18 protein-coding genes and 1 pseudogene are annotated in these 18,333 nt (G+C 71.9%); 14 read left to right on the plus strand and 5 right to left on the minus strand.

The genetic code is table 11. From position 1 onward, the window contains the following. Window positions 1-3: 3 nt before the first annotated feature. The gene (locus tag CP976_RS06595; protein WP_150479474.1) at window positions 4-234 is read left to right on the plus strand and encodes a DUF397 domain-containing protein; all 231 of its coding nucleotides are present in this window, start codon (window positions 4-6) and stop codon (window positions 232-234) included. Between the two features lie 63 nt (window positions 235-297). Here the strand turns inward: CP976_RS06595 and CP976_RS06600 are convergent, their stop codons facing one another. After that, window positions 298-1,425, minus strand: a complete 1,128-nt coding sequence (locus CP976_RS06600; RefSeq protein WP_150479475.1) for an 8-amino-7-oxononanoate synthase — start codon at window positions 1,423-1,425, stop codon at window positions 298-300. Window positions 1,426-1,575: 150 nt separating this feature from the next. Here CP976_RS06600 and bioB point away from each other — a divergent pair, with 150 nt between their 5' ends. From bioB to CP976_RS06630, 6 genes are all read left to right on the plus strand, one after another. Beyond that, the gene (gene bioB / locus CP976_RS06605; protein WP_150479476.1) at window positions 1,576-2,733 is read left to right on the plus strand and encodes a biotin synthase BioB; all 1,158 of its coding nucleotides are present in this window, start codon (window positions 1,576-1,578) and stop codon (window positions 2,731-2,733) included. Next, window positions 2,726-4,006, plus strand: coding sequence for an adenosylmethionine--8-amino-7-oxononanoate transaminase (locus CP976_RS06610; protein ID WP_150479477.1), 1,281 nt, complete (start codon window positions 2,726-2,728; stop codon window positions 4,004-4,006). The genes bioB and CP976_RS06610 overlap by 8 nt, the downstream gene beginning before the upstream one ends. Window position 4,007: 1 nt before the next feature. After that, window positions 4,008-4,733 (plus strand): dethiobiotin synthase, encoded by a 726-nt coding sequence (bioD, locus tag CP976_RS06615; protein ID WP_150479478.1) that lies wholly within the window; start codon window positions 4,008-4,010, stop codon window positions 4,731-4,733. Window positions 4,734-4,793: 60 nt separating this feature from the next. Further along, entirely contained in the window at window positions 4,794-5,717 is a 924-nt protein-coding gene (gene bla / locus CP976_RS06620) for a class A beta-lactamase (RefSeq protein ID WP_229876067.1), read from the plus strand. A gap of 10 nt (window positions 5,718-5,727) precedes the next feature. Beyond that, the gene (locus CP976_RS06625) at window positions 5,728-6,657 is read left to right on the plus strand and encodes an endonuclease/exonuclease/phosphatase family protein (RefSeq protein ID WP_150479479.1); all 930 of its coding nucleotides are present in this window, start codon (window positions 5,728-5,730) and stop codon (window positions 6,655-6,657) included. Window positions 6,658-6,726: 69 nt separating this feature from the next. Then, on the plus strand, window positions 6,727-7,410 hold the full coding sequence (locus CP976_RS06630) for a class I SAM-dependent methyltransferase (protein ID WP_150479480.1): 684 nt from the start codon (window positions 6,727-6,729) through the stop codon (window positions 7,408-7,410). A gap of 10 nt (window positions 7,411-7,420) precedes the next feature. Here the strand turns inward: CP976_RS06630 and CP976_RS06635 are convergent, their stop codons facing one another. After that, window positions 7,421-7,795: a fic family toxin-antitoxin system, toxin component gene (locus CP976_RS06635; RefSeq protein WP_086853323.1), complete on the minus strand. Its 375-nt coding sequence runs from the start codon at window positions 7,793-7,795 to the stop codon at window positions 7,421-7,423. A gap of 4 nt (window positions 7,796-7,799) precedes the next feature. Continuing rightward, the gene (locus tag CP976_RS06640; protein ID WP_086853303.1) at window positions 7,800-8,039 is read right to left on the minus strand and encodes a toxin-antitoxin system HicB family antitoxin; all 240 of its coding nucleotides are present in this window, start codon (window positions 8,037-8,039) and stop codon (window positions 7,800-7,802) included. Between the two features lie 135 nt (window positions 8,040-8,174). On the opposite strand from CP976_RS06640, the gene CP976_RS06645 reads away from it, so the two are divergent. The 7 genes from CP976_RS06645 to CP976_RS06675 all read left to right on the plus strand — a co-directional run bounded on the left by CP976_RS06645 (window position 8,175) and on the right by CP976_RS06675 (window position 16,491). Beyond that, window positions 8,175-8,990 carry an ABC transporter ATP-binding protein gene (locus tag CP976_RS06645; protein ID WP_150479481.1) on the plus strand — a complete coding sequence of 272 codons (816 nt, stop codon included), beginning with the start codon at window positions 8,175-8,177 and terminating at the stop codon, window positions 8,988-8,990. Window positions 8,991-8,994: 4 nt separating this feature from the next. After that, window positions 8,995-11,562: an ABC transporter permease gene (locus tag CP976_RS06650; protein ID WP_150479482.1), complete on the plus strand. Its 2,568-nt coding sequence runs from the start codon at window positions 8,995-8,997 to the stop codon at window positions 11,560-11,562. Between the two features lie 46 nt (window positions 11,563-11,608). Continuing rightward, the gene (locus CP976_RS06655; protein WP_150479483.1) at window positions 11,609-12,502 is read left to right on the plus strand and encodes an LLM class F420-dependent oxidoreductase; all 894 of its coding nucleotides are present in this window, start codon (window positions 11,609-11,611) and stop codon (window positions 12,500-12,502) included. Between the two features lie 56 nt (window positions 12,503-12,558). Continuing rightward, entirely contained in the window at window positions 12,559-12,984 is a 426-nt protein-coding gene (locus tag CP976_RS06660; RefSeq protein ID WP_150479484.1) for a GNAT family N-acetyltransferase, read from the plus strand. Window positions 12,985-13,150: 166 nt separating this feature from the next. Next, window positions 13,151-14,491, plus strand: a complete 1,341-nt coding sequence (locus CP976_RS06665; RefSeq protein WP_150479485.1) for a hemolysin family protein — start codon at window positions 13,151-13,153, stop codon at window positions 14,489-14,491. Continuing rightward, window positions 14,488-15,501 carry a hemolysin family protein gene (locus CP976_RS06670; RefSeq protein WP_150479486.1) on the plus strand — a complete coding sequence of 338 codons (1,014 nt, stop codon included), beginning with the start codon at window positions 14,488-14,490 and terminating at the stop codon, window positions 15,499-15,501. Before CP976_RS06665 ends, CP976_RS06670 begins: the two co-directional genes overlap by 4 nt. Window positions 15,502-15,576: 75 nt before the next feature. Next, window positions 15,577-16,491, plus strand: a complete 915-nt coding sequence (locus CP976_RS06675) for an SGNH/GDSL hydrolase family protein (protein ID WP_229876065.1) — start codon at window positions 15,577-15,579, stop codon at window positions 16,489-16,491. A 174-nt stretch (window positions 16,492-16,665) separates the two neighbouring features. On the opposite strand, the pseudogene CP976_RS06680 reads toward CP976_RS06675, so the two are convergent. Both CP976_RS06680 and CP976_RS06685 read right to left on the minus strand, forming a co-directional pair. Continuing rightward, window positions 16,666-17,190 (minus strand): annotated as a pseudogene (locus CP976_RS06680) (HAD-IA family hydrolase); the annotation flags it as partial. 53 nt (window positions 17,191-17,243) lie between these two features. Then, window positions 17,244-18,323, minus strand: a complete 1,080-nt coding sequence (locus CP976_RS06685) for a phosphotransferase (protein ID WP_229876063.1) — start codon at window positions 18,321-18,323, stop codon at window positions 17,244-17,246. Window positions 18,324-18,333: the final 10 nt, after the last annotated feature.

Genomic DNA, 18,333 nt, shown 5'->3' on the forward strand with positions numbered 1-18,333 from the left:
ACCATGCGTGCACTGCCTCGTCACGTCCCCTCAAGCATCGAGCTGCACGGTGCGCGGTGGTTGCGCAGCAGCTACAGCACCGGCGCGAACAACTGCGTCGAGACCGCGTGTCCGGACGCCCCGCCCTGGGCCGGGCTGCTCGCCGTGCGCGACTCCAAGGACCCGGCCGGGCCCGCGCTGCTCTTCTCAGCGAAGAGCTGGGCGGAGTTCACGGCCGCGGTCGACCGCATCTGAGCCGAATCCCGACCACTTCCGATCAGTCCGTCGTCGAGCGACTCACGGCCGTGTCACGCCGACTCATGGCCGCGTCTCGCCGATCAGTCGTACAGCGCGTTCGATCTGTTCGCCGGTCAGGTCCGCGCGGGCCGTCAGCCTGAGCCGTGAGATGCCGTCGGGTACGGAAGGAGGACGGAAGCAGCCCACAGCCAGGCCCGCCGCGCGGCACTCGGCCGCCCAGCGCACGGCGTCCTCGGGAGAGGGCGCCCGCACCGAGACCACCGCGGCGTCCGGACGTACCGCTTCCAGGCCCGCGGCGGTCAGGCGTGCGTACAGCTCGCCCGCCACCGCACGGGCCCGCGCCGCGCGCTCCGGCTCGCGGCGCAGCAGCCGCAGTGCCGACAGGGCCGCCCCCGCCGCCGCGGGGGCGAGACCCGTGTCGAAGATGAACGTCCGTGCCGCGTTGACCAGGTGGTCGATCACCCGGGCGGGGCCGAGGACGGCTCCGCCCTGGCTGCCGAGCGACTTGGACAGCGTGACCGTCACCACCACGTCGTCGGCGCCCGCGAGTCCCGCCGCGTGCGGGGCGCCGCGGCCGCCGTCGCCGAGGACGCCCAGGCCGTGGGCGTCGTCTACCACCAGTCCGGCGCCGTGCTCACGGCACGCCTCGGCGAGCGCGGCGAGCGGGGCCGCGTCGCCGTCGACCGAGAAGACCGTGTCGGACACGGTGATCGCCGGGCCCTGGTGCGTGTGCAGCGCCTTGCGCACGGCGTCCGGCTCGGCGTGCGCCACGACCTGAGTCGTGCCGCGGGCCAGCCGGCAGCCGTCGATGAGCGAAGCGTGGTTGCCCGCGTCGGAGACGATGAGGGAGCCGTGCGGTGCCAGCGCGGTGACCGCCGCGAGGTTGGCCGCGTAGCCGGAGGAGAAGACGAGGGCCGCCTCGGCACCGCAGAAATCGGCCAGTTCCTGTTCCAGTTCGGCGTGCAGTTCGGTGCTGCCGGTGACGAGCCGGGAGCCGGTCGAGCCGCCGCCCCAGACCCGCGCGGCACGGGCCGCGCCCTCGGTGACCTCGGGATGGTGGGCCAGTCCCAGGTAGTCGTTGCTCGCCAGGTCGAGGAGCGGGGAAACGGCCGGACGGGGGCGCAGAGTCCGTACGAGTCCGGCGTGGCGGCGCAGCCGCGCCTGCTCGTCGATCCAGCCGAACGCCATGGGTGGTCCTCCGGGGAATTTGTAGGCAGTGCACAGACACTAGCGGGACCTCCAGCAGGTCAGTGTGTGGCAATACCCACACCTCGAAGCGACTCTGTTGTACGAAGTCTCCTTGGCCCCGGGCGCCTCCGTAGGACAGGATCGGCTCCCATGGACCTGCTGAACACGCTGGTGGACAAGGGGCTTCGGCGCGAGGTGCCGACCCGAGAAGAGGCACTGGCCGTCCTCGCGACGTCCGACGACGACCTGCTCGATGTGGTGGCCGCGGCCGGGAAGGTGCGCCGGCACTGGTTCGGCCGGCGGGTGAAACTCAACTATCTCGTCAACCTGAAGTCCGGCCTGTGCCCCGAGGACTGCTCGTACTGTTCGCAGCGGCTCGGCTCTCAGGCCGGCATCCTGAAGTACACCTGGCTCAAACCGGACCAGGCCTCCGACGCGGCGGCGGCCGGTGTGGCCGGGGGCGCCAAGCGGGTGTGCCTCGTGGCCAGCGGGCGCGGTCCGACGGACCGGGACGTGGACCGGGTCTCCGAGACGATCAGGACCATCAAGGAGAAGAACGAGGGCGTCGAGGTGTGCGCCTGCCTCGGGCTGCTCTCCGACGGACAGGCCGAGCGGCTGCGCGAGGCGGGCGCCGACGCCTACAACCACAACCTCAACACGTCCGAGGCGACGTACGGGGAGATCACCACCACCCACACGTACGCCGACCGCGTGGACACCGTCGAGAAGGCCCATGCGGCGGGGCTGTCCGCCTGCTCCGGGCTGATCGCCGGCATGGGCGAGTCGGACGAGGACCTGGTCGACGTCGTCTTCTCGCTGCGCGAGCTGGACCCGGACTCGGTCCCGGTCAACTTCCTGATCCCGGTCGAGGGCACCCCGCTCGCCAAGGAGTGGAACCTCACCCCGCAGCGCTGCCTGAGGATCCTGGCCATGGTGCGCTTCGTGTGCCCGGACGTCGAGGTGCGCATCGCGGGCGGCCGGGAGGTCCATCTGCGCACGATGCAGCCGCTCGCCCTGCACCTGGCCAACTCGATCTTCCTCGGCGACTACCTCACCACCGAGGGCCAGGCGGGCAAGGCCGACCTGGAGATGATCGCGGACGCCGGGTTCGAGGTGGAGGGCACCGACCAGGTGACGCTGCCGGAGCACCGCGCGGCCGGCGGTTGCCACGACGGTGGCGGGTGCGGTTCGGACGAGAGCGGCGGGGTCTGCGGTTCCGCATCTGATGCGCGAGTTGACGAGCCCCGTACCGACCTGGTCGCCGTCCGCCGCCGGGGGGCCGGAACGGACCTCGCGCCCAATGCCTGAGCTGACGGTGCCCGAACTGCTGGAGCTCGACCGGCGGCACGTGTGGCATCCGTACGGCCCGATGCCCGGCCGGCACGAACCGCTCGTCGTGGAGTCGGCGAGCGGGGTACGGCTGCGGCTCGCCGACGGCTCGGGAGAGCTGGTCGACGGCATGTCGTCCTGGTGGTCGGCGATCCACGGCTACAACCACCCGGTGCTGAACGAGGCGGCGCGCGGGCAACTGGAGCGGATGAGCCATGTGATGTTCGGCGGGCTCACCCACGAGCCCGCCGTACGGCTGGCGAAGCTCCTTGTCGACATGTCGCCCGAGGGTCTGGAGCATGTGTTCCTCGCCGACTCCGGGTCCGTGTCGGTCGAGGTCGCGGTCAAGATGTGCCTCCAGTACTGGCGCTCGCTGGGCCGCCCGCGCAAGCAGCGGCTGCTGACCTGGCGCGGCGGCTACCACGGCGACACCTGGCAGCCGATGTCGGTGTGCGATCCCGAGGGCGGGATGCACGAGTTGTGGAGCGGGGTGCTGCCGCGTCAGGTGTTCGTCGGTCCGCCTCCGGCCGCGTACGAGGAGTCGTACGCCGAGGAGCTGCGGGCGTCGATCGAGCGGCACGCCGACGAGCTGGCCGCGGTGATCGTGGAGCCGGTGGTGCAGGGCGCGGGCGGGATGCGGTTCCACTCCCCCGCCTACCTGCGGGTGTTGCGCGAGGCGTGCGACGCGCACGACGTGCTGCTGGTGTTCGACGAGATCGCGACCGGCTTCGGCCGTACGGGCGCGTTGTTCGCGGCGGAGCACGCGGCGGTGACGCCGGATGTGATGTGCGTGGGCAAGGCGCTGACCGGTGGTTACCTGACGATGGCGGCGACGCTGTGCACCTCGCGGGTGGCCGACGGCATCTCGCGCGGCGAGGTGCCGGTGCTGGCGCACGGCCCGACCTTCATGGGCAATCCGCTGGCGGCTGCGGTGGCCTGCGCCTCGATCGAGCTGCTGCTCGGCCAGGACTGGCTCACGGAGGTCAAGCGGATCGAGGCGGGGCTCCGGGACGGGCTCGCGGCGGCTTCGGATCTTCCGGGCGTCGAGGACGTGCGGGTGCTCGGCGCCATCGGCGTCGTGCAGCTGGATCACGCCGTGGACATGAAGGCGGCCACGGAGGCGGCCGTACGCGAGGGCGTGTGGCTGCGGCCGTTCCGCGATCTGATCTACACCATGCCGCCGTACGTGACGGGCGACGCGGACGTGGCGCGCATCGCGCGGGCGGTGTGCGCGGCGGCGCGGGAGGGATGACATGTCGGTACTGGTGATCACGGGCACGGGCACGGAGGTCGGCAAGACGGTCGTGACCGCCGCGGTGGCCGCGACGGCGCTGGCGGCCGGGCGTTCGGTGGCCGTGCTGAAGGCCGCGCAGACAGGCGTACGGCCGGACGAGCCGGGGGACGCCGCCGAGGTCGCGCGGCTCGCGGGTGCCGTGACGGCGGCGGAACTCGCCCGTTATCCCGAGCCGTTGGCGCCCGCCACGGCCGCCCGCCGGGCCGGTCGCGCGCCGGTGCACCCGCACGCGGTCGCGGAGGCCGCCGCCAAGCTGGCCACGGAGCACGACCTGGTGCTGGTCGAGGGCGCGGGCGGACTGCTCGTACGGTTCGACCCGGCCGGCGGCACCCTGGCGGACGCGGCCCGGCTGCTGTCGGCGCCGGTGCTGGTCGTGGCGTCGGCGGGGCTCGGCACCCTGAACACGACGGAGCTGACGGCGCGTGAACTCCGCTCCCGGGGGCTGGATCTGGCGGGGATCGTGATCGGGAGCTGGCCCGCCGCGCCGGACCTCGCTTCGCGCTGCAATCTCGCGGACCTGCCGGACGTGGCCGGTGCGCCGTTGCTGGGCTCGGTTCCCGCCGGGTCGGGGGCCCTCTCCCCCGCCGCTTTCCGGGCGGCCGCGCCGCACTGGCTGGCGCCGCGCCTGGACGGCACGTGGGACGCGGATGCGTTCCAGGTGCGGGAGGCGCCCAGGGCGTCCTGAGAGTTCCGGCGGGCGCGCGGTGAAACCGGCGCGGACGTGATCGCGTGTTGGACTGCGTACGTGATCACCTCCGAAGGGAACACCGTGCACACCACACACCCACGCCCGTCCCGTCGAACGGCCCTCGTGCTGGGCGCCGCCGCCGCTCTCTCGCTGGGCGGCGGCACGGCCCACGCCTTACCCGCCACGGGCGGCGTCACCGCACTGCTGAGGGAACTGGAGCGGGAGCACACCGCCCGGCTGGGCGTGTACGCCCGCAATCTCCGCACGGGCCGGGCGGTGGCGTACCGGGCCGACGAACGCTTCCCGATGGCCTCGGTGTTCAAGACGCTCGCCGCCGCGGCCGTCCTGCGCGACCTCGACCGAGACGGCGAGTTCCTGGCCCGGCGCATCCGGTACACCCAGGACTACGTCACGAAGTCGGGATTCTCCCCGGTCACCCAGGAGAACCTCGCGACCGGCATGACCGTCGGCGAACTGTGCGACGCGACCATCCGCTTCAGCGACAACGCCGCGGGCAACCTGCTGCTGAAGGAGCTGGGCGGACCGACCGCCATCACGCGCTTCGCCCGCTCGATCGGCGACGGTGTCACCCGGCTCGACCGGTGGGAGCCGGAGCTCAACAGCGCGGAACCGTGGCGCGTGACCGACACGACGTCTCCCCGCGCGATCGGCCTGTCCTACGCCCGTCTCGTGCTCGGCGACGCGCTGGAGCCCCGGGACCGCGCACGGCTCACGGACTGGCTGCTGCGGAACACCACCAGCACCGAGAAGTTCCGCAAGGGCCTGCCCGCCGACTGGCTGCTCGCCGACAAGACCGGCGGCGGACGGCACGGCGGCGCCAACGACGTGGGCATCACCTGGCCGCCGGACGGCCCCCCGATCGTGCTGTCGGTCCTGACGACCCAGCCCGAGGAGGACGCCGCGGCCGACAATCCGCTGGTGGCCAGGACGGCCGCGTTGCTGGCTGCCGAACTCGGCTAGGGAGGTGCTGGTGAGAGGCGGACGGCCGTGGGACGCCTGGCTCGTCGGGGGCGCCGTCGGTGTCGCCGGTCTCCTGACCCTGCACTCCGCCGTGCCCAATGGTGTCGGGCGTCTCGGGAGCCTCCTGGAGACGTTCCTGCCGTGGCTGGGCGTGACCGTGCCTCTCCTCGTCTGCCTCGCCGTGCTCAGGCGGTCGGTGGCGGGACTCCTCGCCTGCCTCGTGCCCGTGGCGGTCTGGCTGTGGATGTTCGGCGGGCTGTGGTTCTCCTCGCCGCCGGAGTCGTACGACCTGACCGTCGTCCAGCACAACGTGGCCGACGACAACGCCGACCCGGCGGGCACCGCGCGGGCGCTGCGTGCCACCCGCGCGGGGCTGGTGGCCGTGCAGGAGCTCACGCCCGCGCGGCGGCCCGTGTTCGAGGACGTCCTGGGCACTTCCCATCCGCACCGGGCTGTCCACGGCACGGTCGGGCTCTGGTCGGCCTGGCCTCTGTCGGACGTGCGGCCCGTGGACATCCGGCCCGAGGGCTTCCCGGAGAGCTGGCGGCGCGCTCTGCGGGCCACGGTGGCCGCGCCCGGCGGGGAGGTCGCCGTGTACGTGGTCCACCTGCCGTCCGTCCGGCTGGGTCCGACGGGGTTCGCCTCGGCGGCCCGTGACGAGAGCGCGGCTCTGCTCGGGGCCCGGATCGCCGACGACCCGGCCGGCCGGCTCCTGGTCGTGGGCGACCTCAACGGCACCGTGCAGGACCGCGGGCTCGGTCCGCTCACCTCCCGGCTCGACGCTCCGGCCTCGGGGTTCGCGTTCAGCTGGCCTGCCGCCGTGCCGGTGGCGCGGATCGACCAGGTGCTGGGGCGGGGCGTCGAGGTGACGGAGGTGTCGGCACTGGACGCGACGGGGAGTGACCATCGGCCGGTGCTGGGCCGTGTACTCCTGCACTAGACGGCAGGGGTGCGCCGGGCTCGTCCGGGGGACAATCGCGGTAAGGCCCGCCTCGTCAGGGAGGTCTCCATGCCGCTCCGGTCCGCCCGCTCCGGCAAGGTGCCACGGGATGCCGTGCACCATCCGGTGTTCGCCCGTTGCTACGCCCGGATCAGTGTCACCGTCGAGACCCGGATGGGCGTGGGCGGAGTCCGCGAGCGGCTGCTCGGCGGGCTGTCGGGACGGGTGATCGAGATCGGCGCGGGCAACGGGCTGAACTTCGCCCACTACCCGGGCACCGTCTCCGAGGTCGTGGCCATCGAGCCGGAGCGGCGGCTGCGGAAGCTGGCCGTGGAGGCCGCCCTGCGCGCGGACGTGCCGGTCGATGTGGTGCCGGGTGCGGCCGAGGCGCTGCCGGTCAAGAGCGAGGGCTTCGACGCGGCCGTGGTGTCCCTGGTCCTGTGCAGTGTGCGGGACGTGCCCCGGGCGCTCGGGGAGCTGCGGCGGGTGTTGCGGCCGGGCGGTGAGGTGCGGTTCTTCGAGCACGGCCGGGGCGGCGGCCGGGTGATGACCTTCAGCCAGCGCGCGCTGGACCGGACGGTGTGGCCGGTGGTGAGCGGGGGCTGCCATCTGGCGCGGGAGCCGGTGCGGGCGCTGCGGGACGCCGGTTTCGAGCTCGGCCCCTACCGGCAGGTGCTGATGCCGGAGCAGGGGCCGACGCTGCCCCTCTCGTACTGCGTACTGGGCACGGCATGGCGCCCGGTCGCTTCGTAGTCCAGCCAGGTCACAGGCTCCACTGGCGCAGCTCCTGCTCGATGTCCCGCACGGACGCCTCGCCGCTCTTGACCAGCCGGGCGAGGTCGCGGACCTGCTCGGGTGAGGTGACGACCTTGGCGCCGCTGGCGACGAGGTACGCGTAGGCGACGGCGGAGGCGAACAGGGCGTTGGAGCGTTCCAGCGCGGGGACGTGGATCAGGAGCTGGAGCAGGGCGGCGGCGCGGGCGTGCGGGCTGTCGTAGACGGGGACGTCGAATATGGCGGCCTGGTGGCGTGCGACGGCGGCGACGAGGGCTCCCCAGTCGGTGACCTGGGGGTCTCCCGGGGTTTTCTGCTCGGCGAGCATCAGCAGCCAGGCGAGGTCGATCCGGAGGTTGTTCAAGGGTTCAGCGGCGACCTTCGCGCGTGCCTTCACGGTCCGGGCCGAACTCCTCGGCGAAGACGGACTCGTACTGCTTCATGAAGTCGGCGGCGGCCTCCACGAACGTGTGGCCCACCTCGCCGGTGTCCTGCCTGACCAGCTCCTCGATGTAGCGGTTGACGCTCATGCCGCGGGCCAGGGCGCGTTCGCGGGCGGCTCGGGCGGTGCCTTCGTCGACTCGCACGTTCAGCTGGGTCTTCGCCATACCTCGAAGCTAGCGCGGAGGTGCTAGCACCGGCAAGGGCGGGACTCCGACCCGAGGAGGATACCGACTGTGGGCCGCGTCACATTACCCTCGGGCAAGGTGACGAAATCCGACGTCCACCCTGAGGAGGCGGCCTTGTCCACACCTGCTGCGGAGCACGTCCCCGGCCTCGCGCCGGCCGACGGGATCGCGGCCCGGGCCCGCGGTCTGACCAAGGCGTACGGCTCGGGCGAGACGACCGTGCTCGCGCTCGACGCGGTGGACGTCGACATCGTCCGCGGCCGGTTCACCGCGGTGATGGGGCCGTCGGGCTCCGGGAAGTCCACGCTGATGCACTGCCTGGCGGGGCTCGACACCGTCTCGGCCGGGCAGGTGTGGCTCGGCGACACGGAGATCACGGGTCTGAGGGAGCGCGAGCTGACGCGGCTGCGCCGCGACCGGATCGGGTTCATGTTCCAGTCGTTCAACCTCATCCCGACCCTGAACGCGCTGGAGAACATCACCCTGCCCATGGACATCGCGGGCAAGAGGCCCGACGAGAAGTGGCTGGACCAGGTGATCGACACCCTCGGCATCCGGGACCGCCTCAAGCACCGGCCGTCGCAGCTCTCCGGCGGCCAGCAGCAGCGGGTGGCCTGTGCGCGGGCGCTGGCCTCCCGGCCCGAGCTGATCTTCGCGGACGAGCCGACCGGCAACCTCGACTCGCGCGCCGGCCTGGAGGTGCTCGGCTTCCTGCGCGAGGCGGTGGACCAGCTCGGGCAGACCGTCGTCATGGTCACCCACGACCCGGGCGCCGCCGCCCACTCCGACCTGGTGCTCTTCCTCGGGGACGGCCGGATCGTCGACGAGATGCGGCGGCCGACGGCGGAGTCCGTGCTGGAGCGCATGAAGCGTTTCGACGTGATCCGGACCCGTTTCGACGACGCCCCGGCGGCGTCCGAGGAGAACTGATCCCGTGCTCAAGGCGACCCTGAGGAGCTTCCTGGCGCACAAGGGGCGGCTGCTGCTCTCGGCGCTCGCCGTCCTGCTGTCCGTCGCGTTCGTCACGGGCAGCCTGATCTTCTCGGACACCGTCAGCCGTACGTTCGACCGGCTGTTCGCCTCCACCGCGGCCGATGTCACCGTGAGCCCGAAGGAGGACCTCGACGAGGCGGTGCCCTCGGGCCGGACGGCCACCCTGCCGGGCGCGCTCGCCGAACGCGTGCGGCAGGTCGACGGCGTCGCGGCGGCACGCGCCGAGGTGGACGTGGACGGCCTCACCGTCGTCGACGAGGAGAACGAGCCGGTCGGTCCCACCACCGGGGCTCCCACCCTCGGCACCGCCTGGAACCCGACCGAGCGCAGCCCCGTGGAACTGACCTCCGGTCACGCCCCGCGCGGCGACGGGCAGGCACTGCTCGACTCGGAGACCGCCGACCGCAAAGGCGTGCGCATCGGCGATACGCTCACCGTGATCGCGCCGCCGGGGTCGTTCGAGGTCCGGGTCGTCGGCATCGCCACGTTCACCACCACCAACCCCGGCGCCGCACTGGTCTTCCTCGACCCCTCCACCGCGCCGACGAAGCTGCTGGGCAACCCCCGGGCGGCCACCGGCATCTCGGTCGACGCCGCCGACGGCGTCACCGACGAGCAGCTCAAGCAGCGCGTGGCCGCCGCGCTCGGCGCGCACACCTACGACTTCAGGACCGCCGACGAGCAGGCGAAGTCGGACGTCGAGCAGCTGGGCGGATTCCTGGACGTCATCAAGTACGTCATGGTCGGCTTCGCTGGAATTGCCGTGCTGGTGGGCGTGTTCCTGATCGTCAACACCTTCTCCATGCTCATCGCCCAGCGCACCCGCGAGCTGGGGCTGCTGCGCGCGCTCGGCGCCGACCGGCGCCAGGTCCGCCGCTCGGTGCTCGCCGAGGCCCTCCTGCTCGGTCTGGTCGGCTCCACGCTGGGACTCGCCGTGGGCATCGGGCTCGCGGCCGGGCTCATCGAGCTGATGGGCCTGCTCGGCATGAACATCGCCGCCGACGAGATGGTCATCGGCTGGGTGACGCCCGTGACGGCGTACGTCGTCGGTCTCGGTGTCACCTTCGTCGCCGCGTACCTGCCGGCGCGGCGGGCCTCGGGGGTCTCGCCGATGGCCGCCCTCTCGGACGCCGAGGTCGCCGGGGTGGGCCGGCCGCTGCGAGTGCGGGCGGTGGCGGGCGCGGTCGTCGGGGCGGCCGGTGCGGCGGCGCTCGTGGGGTGCGCGGTGTCGGAGCAGACGTCGTCGGCGGCGTCCATGCTGGGGCTCGGTGTCGTGCTCTCCCTGATCGCGACCGTGATCGCCGGTCCGCTGCTGGTGCGCCCGGTGATCCGCGTGCTCGGCGCGGCCTTCCCCGCGCTGTTCGGGTCGATCGGCCGGATGAGCCAGCGCAACGCCCTGCGCAATCCCCGCCGTACCGGAGCCACCGCGGCCGCCCTCATGGTGGGCCTCGCCCTGGTCGGCGGGATGTCGGTGGCGAGCGAGTCGATGACCGCCTCGTTCGACCAGCAGATCGACAAGACGCTGGGCGCCGACTTCGTGATCCAGAACACCAACTTCCTGCCGTTCCCGAAGGAGGTCACCGACGAGGTGCGCGGCACCGAGGGCGTGGGCCTGCTCGTGCGGGGGCGGTTCACGCCGGTCGCGGTGCGGCTCCCGGACGGCGACCGCGTGGAGACGACCGCGGCGGGCTACGATCCGCGGCTCGACGAGGTCGCCAACATCACGTACGTACAAGGGGACTCGGCGGCCGCGCTCGCGAGCGGGCGCCTCGCCATGGACCGGGACTTCGCGCGCGACCACGGCGTACGGGTGGGCGGCACGGTCCCGGTGGAGTTCCCGGGCGGGCGCAGGGGCGAGCTGACGGTGGGCGCCCTCACCGACCAGGACGCCGCCGAGGGGTTCGGCACGCAGGGCGGGCTCTACTTCGGCCTCGCCACCCTGGAGCGGTACGCGCCCGGCGGGCAGGACTCCGCGCTGTACGTCAACGCCGCCCCCGGCACGAGCGACGACGACCTGCGCGCGAACCTGGAGCGGACCCTGGATCCGTACCCGCAGGTGCAGGCGCGGGACCTGGCCGACTACAAGCAGCTGGTCCACGACCAGATCGCCGTCCTGCTGTACCTCGTGTACGCGCTGCTGGGACTGGCGATCATCATCGCGGTGCTCGGGGTGGTCAACACCCTCGCGCTGTCGGTCGTCGAGCGCACCAGGGAGATCGGGCTGCTGCGGGCGATCGGACTGGCGCGGCGGCAGCTGCGGCGGATGATCCGGCTGGAGTCGGTGGTGATCGCGGTGTTCGGGGCCGTCCTGGGGCTCGCACTGGGACTGGTGTGGGGCGTGTGCACACACGAGGTGCTGGCCCTCCAGGGCATGACGGCCCTCGCGATCCCGTGGTTCACGATCGTCGCGGTGGTGATCGGCTCGGCTGTCGTGGGAGTCGTGGCGGCGCTGCTCCCGGCGTTGCGTGCATCGCGCATGAACGTACTGGCGGCCATCGCGCACGAGTGATGGAATCGCGGCGGGCACTCAAGTCGCTTTCGTGTGAGGAGAGTTCATGTCGCGTCCGTTCCGCTTCGGGGTCAACCTGCTCGAACCCGCGTCCGCCGGGGAGTGGCGCGCCAAGTGCCGCCGGGCCGAGGAGCTCGGGTACGACGTGATCCTCGTCCCCGACCATTTGGGCATGCCGGCGCCCTTCCCGGCGCTGGTGGCGGCGGCCGAGGCCACCGAGCGGCCGAGGCTCGGCACGTTCACGCTCAACGCGGGCTTCTGGAACCCGGCGCTGCTGGCCCGCGAGGTGGCCACGACGGACGCGCTGACGGGCGGCCGGCTGGAGCTCGGCCTCGGCACCGGCTACGTACGGGCGGAGCACGACAGCGCCGGGCTGCCGTTCGGCTCGCCCGGAGAGCGGGTCGGCCATCTGCGGCGCACGGTCGAGGAGTTGAAGCGGCTGCTGGGCTCGGCCGAGCACCAGCCGCAGGCGGCGCAGCGGCCCCGGGTGCCGCTGCTGATCGGCGGGAACGGCGACCGGATGCTGCGGCTGAGCGCCGAGCACGCCGACATCGCGGCGTTCACCGGGGCGCGTACGGCGCCGGGCAGCACCACCGGGCAGTTGTCGCCGATCACGGCGGACGAGCTCGACGAACGCGTGGCGCGGTACCTGAAGTTCGCGGAGGACCACCGCGAGGAGCCGCCCGAGCTGAACCTGCTCCTCCAGATGGTGATCGGCACCGACGACCGCGAGGCCGCGGTCCGGCCCTTCCTCGAACACATCCCGGACATGACGGTGGACCAGGTCCTGGAGCTCCCCGTCTCCCTGGTCGGCACCCTGGACGAGCTCACGGAGCAGGTCCTGGCGCGGCGCGAGCGCTACGGCTTCACGTATCTGACCGTCCTGGAGCCCTACATGGAGGCGTTCGCGCCGGTCATGGAGCGGGTGCGCGGGGCCTGACGTCCGGATTCTGAAATGGTGCGCCCGGGGGCCGCCGTGCGTGATGCGATCATGGCATGACCGATCTGCGTATCCGGGCCGCGACGCCCGAGGACCTCGACAGCGTGCTGGCCTTCTGGAAGGTGGCCGCCGAGGGCACGAGCATCAGTGACGACCGCACGGGGGTGGAGCGGCTGGTCGCGCGCGACCCCGAGGCCCTGATCCTGGCGGAGCGGGGCGGCGAGCTGGCAGGCACGGTGATCGCGGGGTTCGACGGCTGGCGCTGCCACCTCTACCGGCTGGCCGTGCATCCGGACCACCGCCGCCAGGGCATCGCCTCCGCGCTGCTCGCCGCGGCCGAGGAGCGATTCGTACGACTCGGCGGGCGGCGCGCGGACGCGATGGTGCTCACACGCAACGAGACCGCCCACCGGGCGTGGGGCGCCGCCGGGTACGGGCCCGAGGAACAGTGGCGGCGCTGGGTGAAGCCCCTCACGGACTAGGCGTGCCGGGCTGGGAGGCAGTGGACGGTTTTGCCCATCCTTTACTCTTGGGTGGCCACTCGGTCTGCATGAAAGGTTGTGAGCGTCCGCCCATGGGCGAGCCTCCCAGTACGCGACACCGCGCGTTCCGCCCCGTCCTGGAGAACCATGGAACGGGGGTGAACCGATGACCGAAGTGCTCCTCCTCCTGGCGGCGATCCTGCTCTCGATCGCCTGCGGCGCCTTCGTGGCGGCCGAGTTCTCCCTCACCACGGTCGAGCGCGCCGAGCTGGAGCAGGCGGCGGCACGCGGCGAGCGGGGCGCGCAGGGCGCGCTCAAGGCCGTACGGAACCTGACGTTCCAGCTCTCCGGCGCACAGCTCGGCATCACGGTCACGAACCTGGTCGTCGGCATGCTCGCCGAGCCGTCGATCGCCGCGCTGATCGCCGGGCCGCTGGAGGACATCGGCGTCTCACGGTCGGCGTCGCACAGCCTGGCGCTGGTGCTGGGCACGGCTCTGTCCACGGTGTTCCTGATGGTCGTCGGCGAGCTGGTGCCCAAGAACTGGGCGATCTCGTCGCCGCTGGCGGTCGCCAAGACCGTGGGCAACGCCCAGCGCTGGTTCAGCGCCGCGTTCCGGCCCTTCATCAGGCACCTCAACAACACGGCGAACCGTGTCGTGCGCCGGATCGGTGTGGAGCCCGCCGAGGAGCTGGCGTCGGCGCGCGGGCCGCAGGAGCTGGCGGCGCTCGCCCGCCACTCCGCCAGGGAAGGCGTGCTGGCGGCCGACACCGCCGAGCTGTTCGTACGGACGCTGAACCTGGCCGACCTGACCGCGGAGAACGTGATGACGCCCCGGGTGCAGGTCGTCGCCCTGGAGGTGCAGGCGACCCTGGAGGACGTGGCGAACGCGACCCGGGCGACGGGCCTGTCCCGGTTCCCCGTCTACCGCGGCACCCTCGACTCGGTCGTCGGGACGGCGCACGTCAAGGACGTGCTGGCGGTACCGGCGGAGCGCCGGACCCGCATCTTCGTCTCCGAGCTGATGCGCGAGCCGCTGCTGGTCCCGGAGACGCTCACCGTCGACCGGCTCCTGGACCGGCTCTCCGGCAAACGCACGATGGCCGTGGTGATCGACGAGTACGGCGGCACGGCGGGCGTGGCCACCCTGGAGGACATCGTCGAGGAGGTCGTCGGCGAGGTGCGCGACGAGCACGACCCGCACGAGCTGCCCGACCTCGCGCCGGCCGGCACGGACGAGGACGGGCACGCCCTGTACTCGGCCGACGGCTCCGCGCGTGTGGACCAGCTCGAAAACGTGGGGCTGCGCGCACCGGAGGGGCCGTACGAGACGCTCGCCGGGCTGGTGGCGACGGTGCTCGGCCGGATACCGGCCGTGGGTGACACCCTCGAGGTCGCCGGCTGGCGGATGGAGGTCCAGGACGCCACGGGCCGCCGGGCCGCGCGCGTCCGGCTGCAAGCGCCCCTCGACGACGAGAAGCCCGACGAGAAGGGAGTGGAGCTGTGACCGTCGTCCAGCTGCTGATCGGTCTGGCGACGCTCGTCGTCAACGCCTTCTTCGTCGGCGCCGAGTTCGCGTTGATCTCGGTGCGCCGCAGCCAGATCGAGCCCTACGCCGACCGGGGTGACCGGCGCGCCAAGAGCGTGCTGTGGGGCCTGGAGCACGTGTCCGCGCTGATGGCGGCCGCGCAGCTCGGCATCACGCTGTGCACGCTGGTGCTGGGCGTGGTGGCCGAGCCGGCGATCGCGCACCTGCTGGAGCCGGTGTTCCATGCCATGGGCGTGCCCGAGGGCGCGGGGCACGCGGTGTCCTTCGTGATCGCGCTGGCCCTGGCCACGTATCTGCACATGCTGCTCGGCGAGATGGTGCCGAAGAACATCGCGCTCGCCGAGCCGGTGCGCAGCGCGCTGACACTCGGCCCGCCCCTGGTGACGCTGTCCCGGGCGCTGCGTCCGGTGATCTTCACGGTGAACGCGTTCGCCAACACCCTGCTGAAGCTGCTGCGCGTGGAGGCGCGGGAGGAGGTCGCCGCGTCCTACTCGGACGCCGAGATAGCGCAGATCGTGAAGGACTCCAGCGAGGCCGGCCTCATCGACGACCGCGCCCAGGAGCGGCTGCACGACGCGCTGGAACTGGGCCGCCGGCCGGTGCGTGACGTGGTGCTGCCGCTGGAACGCGTGGTGTACGCGCGCGTGGGCGTCACTCCCGACGGGCTGGAGCGGCTGTCGGCGGAGTCCGGGTTCTCCCGCTTCCCGGTGGTGGACGAGGGGCGGCGGATCGTCGGCTATCTGCATGTGAAGGACGCGCTGGAGGCCGCCGGGCGCGATGTGCCGTTCCGGCTGCGGGACATGCGGCCCATCGCGCGCGTCCGGGAGCACACGCCGCTGGACGACGTCCTCACGGCGATGCGGGGCAGCCGTACGCACCTCGCGGCCGTCCTCGGGGCGGACGGCAGGCTGGCCGGCCTCGTGACCATGGAGGACGTACTGCGGGAGCTGTTCGGCCAGCGGGTGTGAGGGCCCGGCTGCCCGAGGCCCCCGGACGGGGTGACCGACTGCTGGGTATGTGCACGAGATACTATTTCCGTCGCCATGCACACGAACCCCACCTACAGCAGCCTCGTCGCGGTCGGCGACTCCTTCACCGAGGGCATGTCGGACCTGTTGCCCGACGGCACCTACCGGGGCTGGGCCGATCTCCTCGCCGCGCGGATGGCGGCCCGCACGCCCGGCTTCCGCTACGCCAACCTCGCCGTGCGCGGCAAGCTGATCCGGCAGATCGTCGACGAGCAGGTGGACGTGGCGGCGGCCATGGAGGCCGACGTCGTCACCCTGGTCGGCGGGCTCAACGACACGCTGCGGCCGAAGTGCGACATGGGCCGGGTGCGCGGACTCCTGGAGGAGGCCGTGGAGCGGCTGGCCCCGTCCTGCAAGCAGCTCGTGCTGATGCGCAGCCCGGGCCGCCGGGGTCCCGTCCTGGAGCGGTTCCGGCCGCGCATGGAGGAGCTGTTCGTCTGCGTCGACGAGCTCGCCGCCCGGCACGACGCGATCGTCGTCGACCTGTACGGCGCCCCCTCGCTCGCCGACCCGCGGATGTGGGACGTGGACCGGCTGCACCTGACGGGCGAGGGCCACCGGCGGGTCGCGGAGGCGGTGTGGCAGGCGCTCGGCCACGAGCCCGAGGACACCGAGTGGCGCACCCCGATGCCGACGACGCTGCCGCCCGGCTGGGCCATGCGCCGCGCGGCGGACCTGCGGTTCGCCCGGCAGCACCTGCTGCCCTGGATCTACCGCCGCCTGACGGGCCGCTCCTCTGGCGACGGTATTACGCCGTTGCCGGTCCCCTACTGGGGTGATCCGGTGTGCGCCGAGCACTGCCGTGAGATCGGCTGCTACCGGACCTGGGACGACCTCTGGCCGGACGGCCCGCCCGCTATGGCACCGCACACCCACAGGGTGGCGGAACTCTCGGAGCCGTGCGTCGTGTGTGCCATGCCGGCCCACTAGGTGAAACGTCTGCGCCTGCGTCAGATGCTGCATGGTGTTGAGGTCGTCCAGGGACTTCACCGTCACGTAGTCGTAGCCGTGGGTCACCGGGTCGTAGCCGCGGTCCAGCAGGATCAGGTTGCGGAAGCCCATGTCGTGCATCGACTGGTGGTCGTAACGGGTGTGCGAGGCGACGTGCAGGAAGTCTTCGGGGGATGCGTCGAGCTGGTCGAGCATGTACTCGAACGCCGCGTACCGGGGCTTGTAGTAGCCGGCCTGCTCCGCGGTGAAGACCGCGTGGAAGTCCGCCCCGAGCTTCGGCACGCTCTCCGCGAGGAAGGAGTCGTCGGCGTTGGACAGGATCACCAGCTTGTAGTGCTCGCCCATCTTCTTCAGCGGCTCCACCACGTCCGGATGGGGCCCCCAGCTGCGGACGCCGTCGGCGAACCGCTTGCCCGCGTCCGGCGCCGCCTTCACACCCCACTTGCGGCAGACCCGCTCGAAGGAGTCCTGCAGCACCTGCTCGTAGGGGTAGTACTCGCCACGGACCTGGTCGTAGCGGTAGCCGCGGAACTCCCGCACGAACTGGTCCCACTGCTCCGCGGGGATCTGGTCGCCCACCAGCTCACGCGTGATGGGGGTGATCGGGTATTCGATCAGCGTGCCGTAGCAGTCGAACGAGACGTATTTCGGCCGGAACTGCAACGAGGGAATGGCCATGAGAATGCTCCTGTCTCCGTTGAGGAAAACTGCACATGTTCGGGACTTGCTTTTCAGGAATGCCCGTGACGGGCTTCCCCGAGGTGTGCGACGACGTCGTCCAGGCTCACGGCCAGGGAACGCTCGACATTGATCCAGTCGTCCTTGGCGTGACCGAGGAGGTACGCGCGCCGTTCGGGTGCGTGCTCCGCGCGCCAGTTCGTGATCAGCGCACGCAGTGTGAGCCGGGCCAACGCGGCAACCGGGAGCAGCGGAAGTTCCGGGGCCTGGACCGGCCGCTGCCGTTGGTAGCCGGCGGCGAAGGCGCAGGCGTCCCGCCAGGGCTGATCCGGCGTCCTGCCGAGCAGGTTCGCCATGGGAACGGCGGGGTCGAAGATCACCGCACTGCGCACCGTGTCGCCGAAGTCGATGACACCGGTGACGAAGTGATCGCTCTTTGGATCCACCACGATGTTGTAAGGGCTGAAGTCACCGTGGATCACTTGCGTTTCGAGATCACTCAGCCTCGGGACGACACTGTCGCCGAAGAGCCGGAAGACCGATCGGGCCAATTGGCGGTGCTCGGGGCTCGGCGTGTGCTCGACGAGTTCGGTCAGCTGGTGGAAATGCCGGAGGTCCCATGCAAGACCTCGTCGGTCCGCCGGGTGCGTGAACGGCCTGAGCGCCACGTCGATCAGCCCCAGCATCTCGCCGGCCTTGGCGAGCCGCCCCGCGTCCGGGTTCGCATCGGCCAGGACCTGGCCTTCGACGAAGTCGAACACCCGCAGGACCCGGGGCCTGCCGTCGTTCAGCCTGATCGTGACATGGTCGTCTCCGCCGGCGGTCAGCTTCACCCGCTGGACGGGCAGGTGCGGAGCGGTGGTTTCGAGGTAGCGCATCGCGGCGGTCTGGAGGGCGACCACCGCCTCCGCCTCGTCAGGTGGTGAGACCTTCACGAGGTAGTCGCCCGAGTCGGTGCTGAGCCTGAACGTGTCGTCCTTCTCGGTCGCCAGTCGCTCCAAGCGCCCGTCGAGGCGGTAGTGCTCCTCGAGGACTATGCTCACCAGCATCTCGCCGATGGGCTCGTGGGAGGACGTCAGGCCGCTCTCCTCGAGGAGCCGCTGAGCATAGTTCGTAGCTGGTGAGGCGTTCACGGTCAGTCCC

This window comes from Streptomyces coeruleorubidus (assembly GCF_008705135.1).
Classification (GTDB): Bacteria; Actinomycetota; Actinomycetes; order Streptomycetales; family Streptomycetaceae; genus Streptomyces; species Streptomyces coeruleofuscus.

Bases quoted from the DNA above. Each gene is read 5' to 3' on its own strand.
- CP976_RS06595 (WP_150479474.1), top strand. From the start codon at position 4: ATGCGTGCACTGCCTCGTCACGTCCCCTCAAGCATCGAGCTGCACGGT.
- CP976_RS06600 (WP_150479475.1), bottom strand. From the start codon at position 1,425: ATGGCGTTCGGCTGGATCGACGAGCAGGCGCGGCTGCGCCGCCACGCC.
- CP976_RS06665 (WP_150479485.1), top strand. From the start codon at position 13,151: ATGACCGAAGTGCTCCTCCTCCTGGCGGCGATCCTGCTCTCGATCGCC.
- CP976_RS06660 (WP_150479484.1), top strand. From the start codon at position 12,559: ATGACCGATCTGCGTATCCGGGCCGCGACGCCCGAGGACCTCGACAGC.
- CP976_RS06630 (WP_150479480.1), top strand. From the start codon at position 6,727: ATGCCGCTCCGGTCCGCCCGCTCCGGCAAGGTGCCACGGGATGCCGTG.
- bioB (WP_150479476.1), top strand. From the start codon at position 1,576: ATGGACCTGCTGAACACGCTGGTGGACAAGGGGCTTCGGCGCGAGGTG.
- bioD (WP_150479478.1), top strand. From the start codon at position 4,008: ATGTCGGTACTGGTGATCACGGGCACGGGCACGGAGGTCGGCAAGACG.
- CP976_RS06640 (WP_086853303.1), bottom strand. From the start codon at position 8,039: ATGGCGAAGACCCAGCTGAACGTGCGAGTCGACGAAGGCACCGCCCGA.
- CP976_RS06655 (WP_150479483.1), top strand. From the start codon at position 11,609: ATGTCGCGTCCGTTCCGCTTCGGGGTCAACCTGCTCGAACCCGCGTCC.
- CP976_RS06610 (WP_150479477.1), top strand. From the start codon at position 2,726: ATGCCTGAGCTGACGGTGCCCGAACTGCTGGAGCTCGACCGGCGGCAC.
- CP976_RS06675 (WP_229876065.1), top strand. From the start codon at position 15,577: ATGCACACGAACCCCACCTACAGCAGCCTCGTCGCGGTCGGCGACTCC.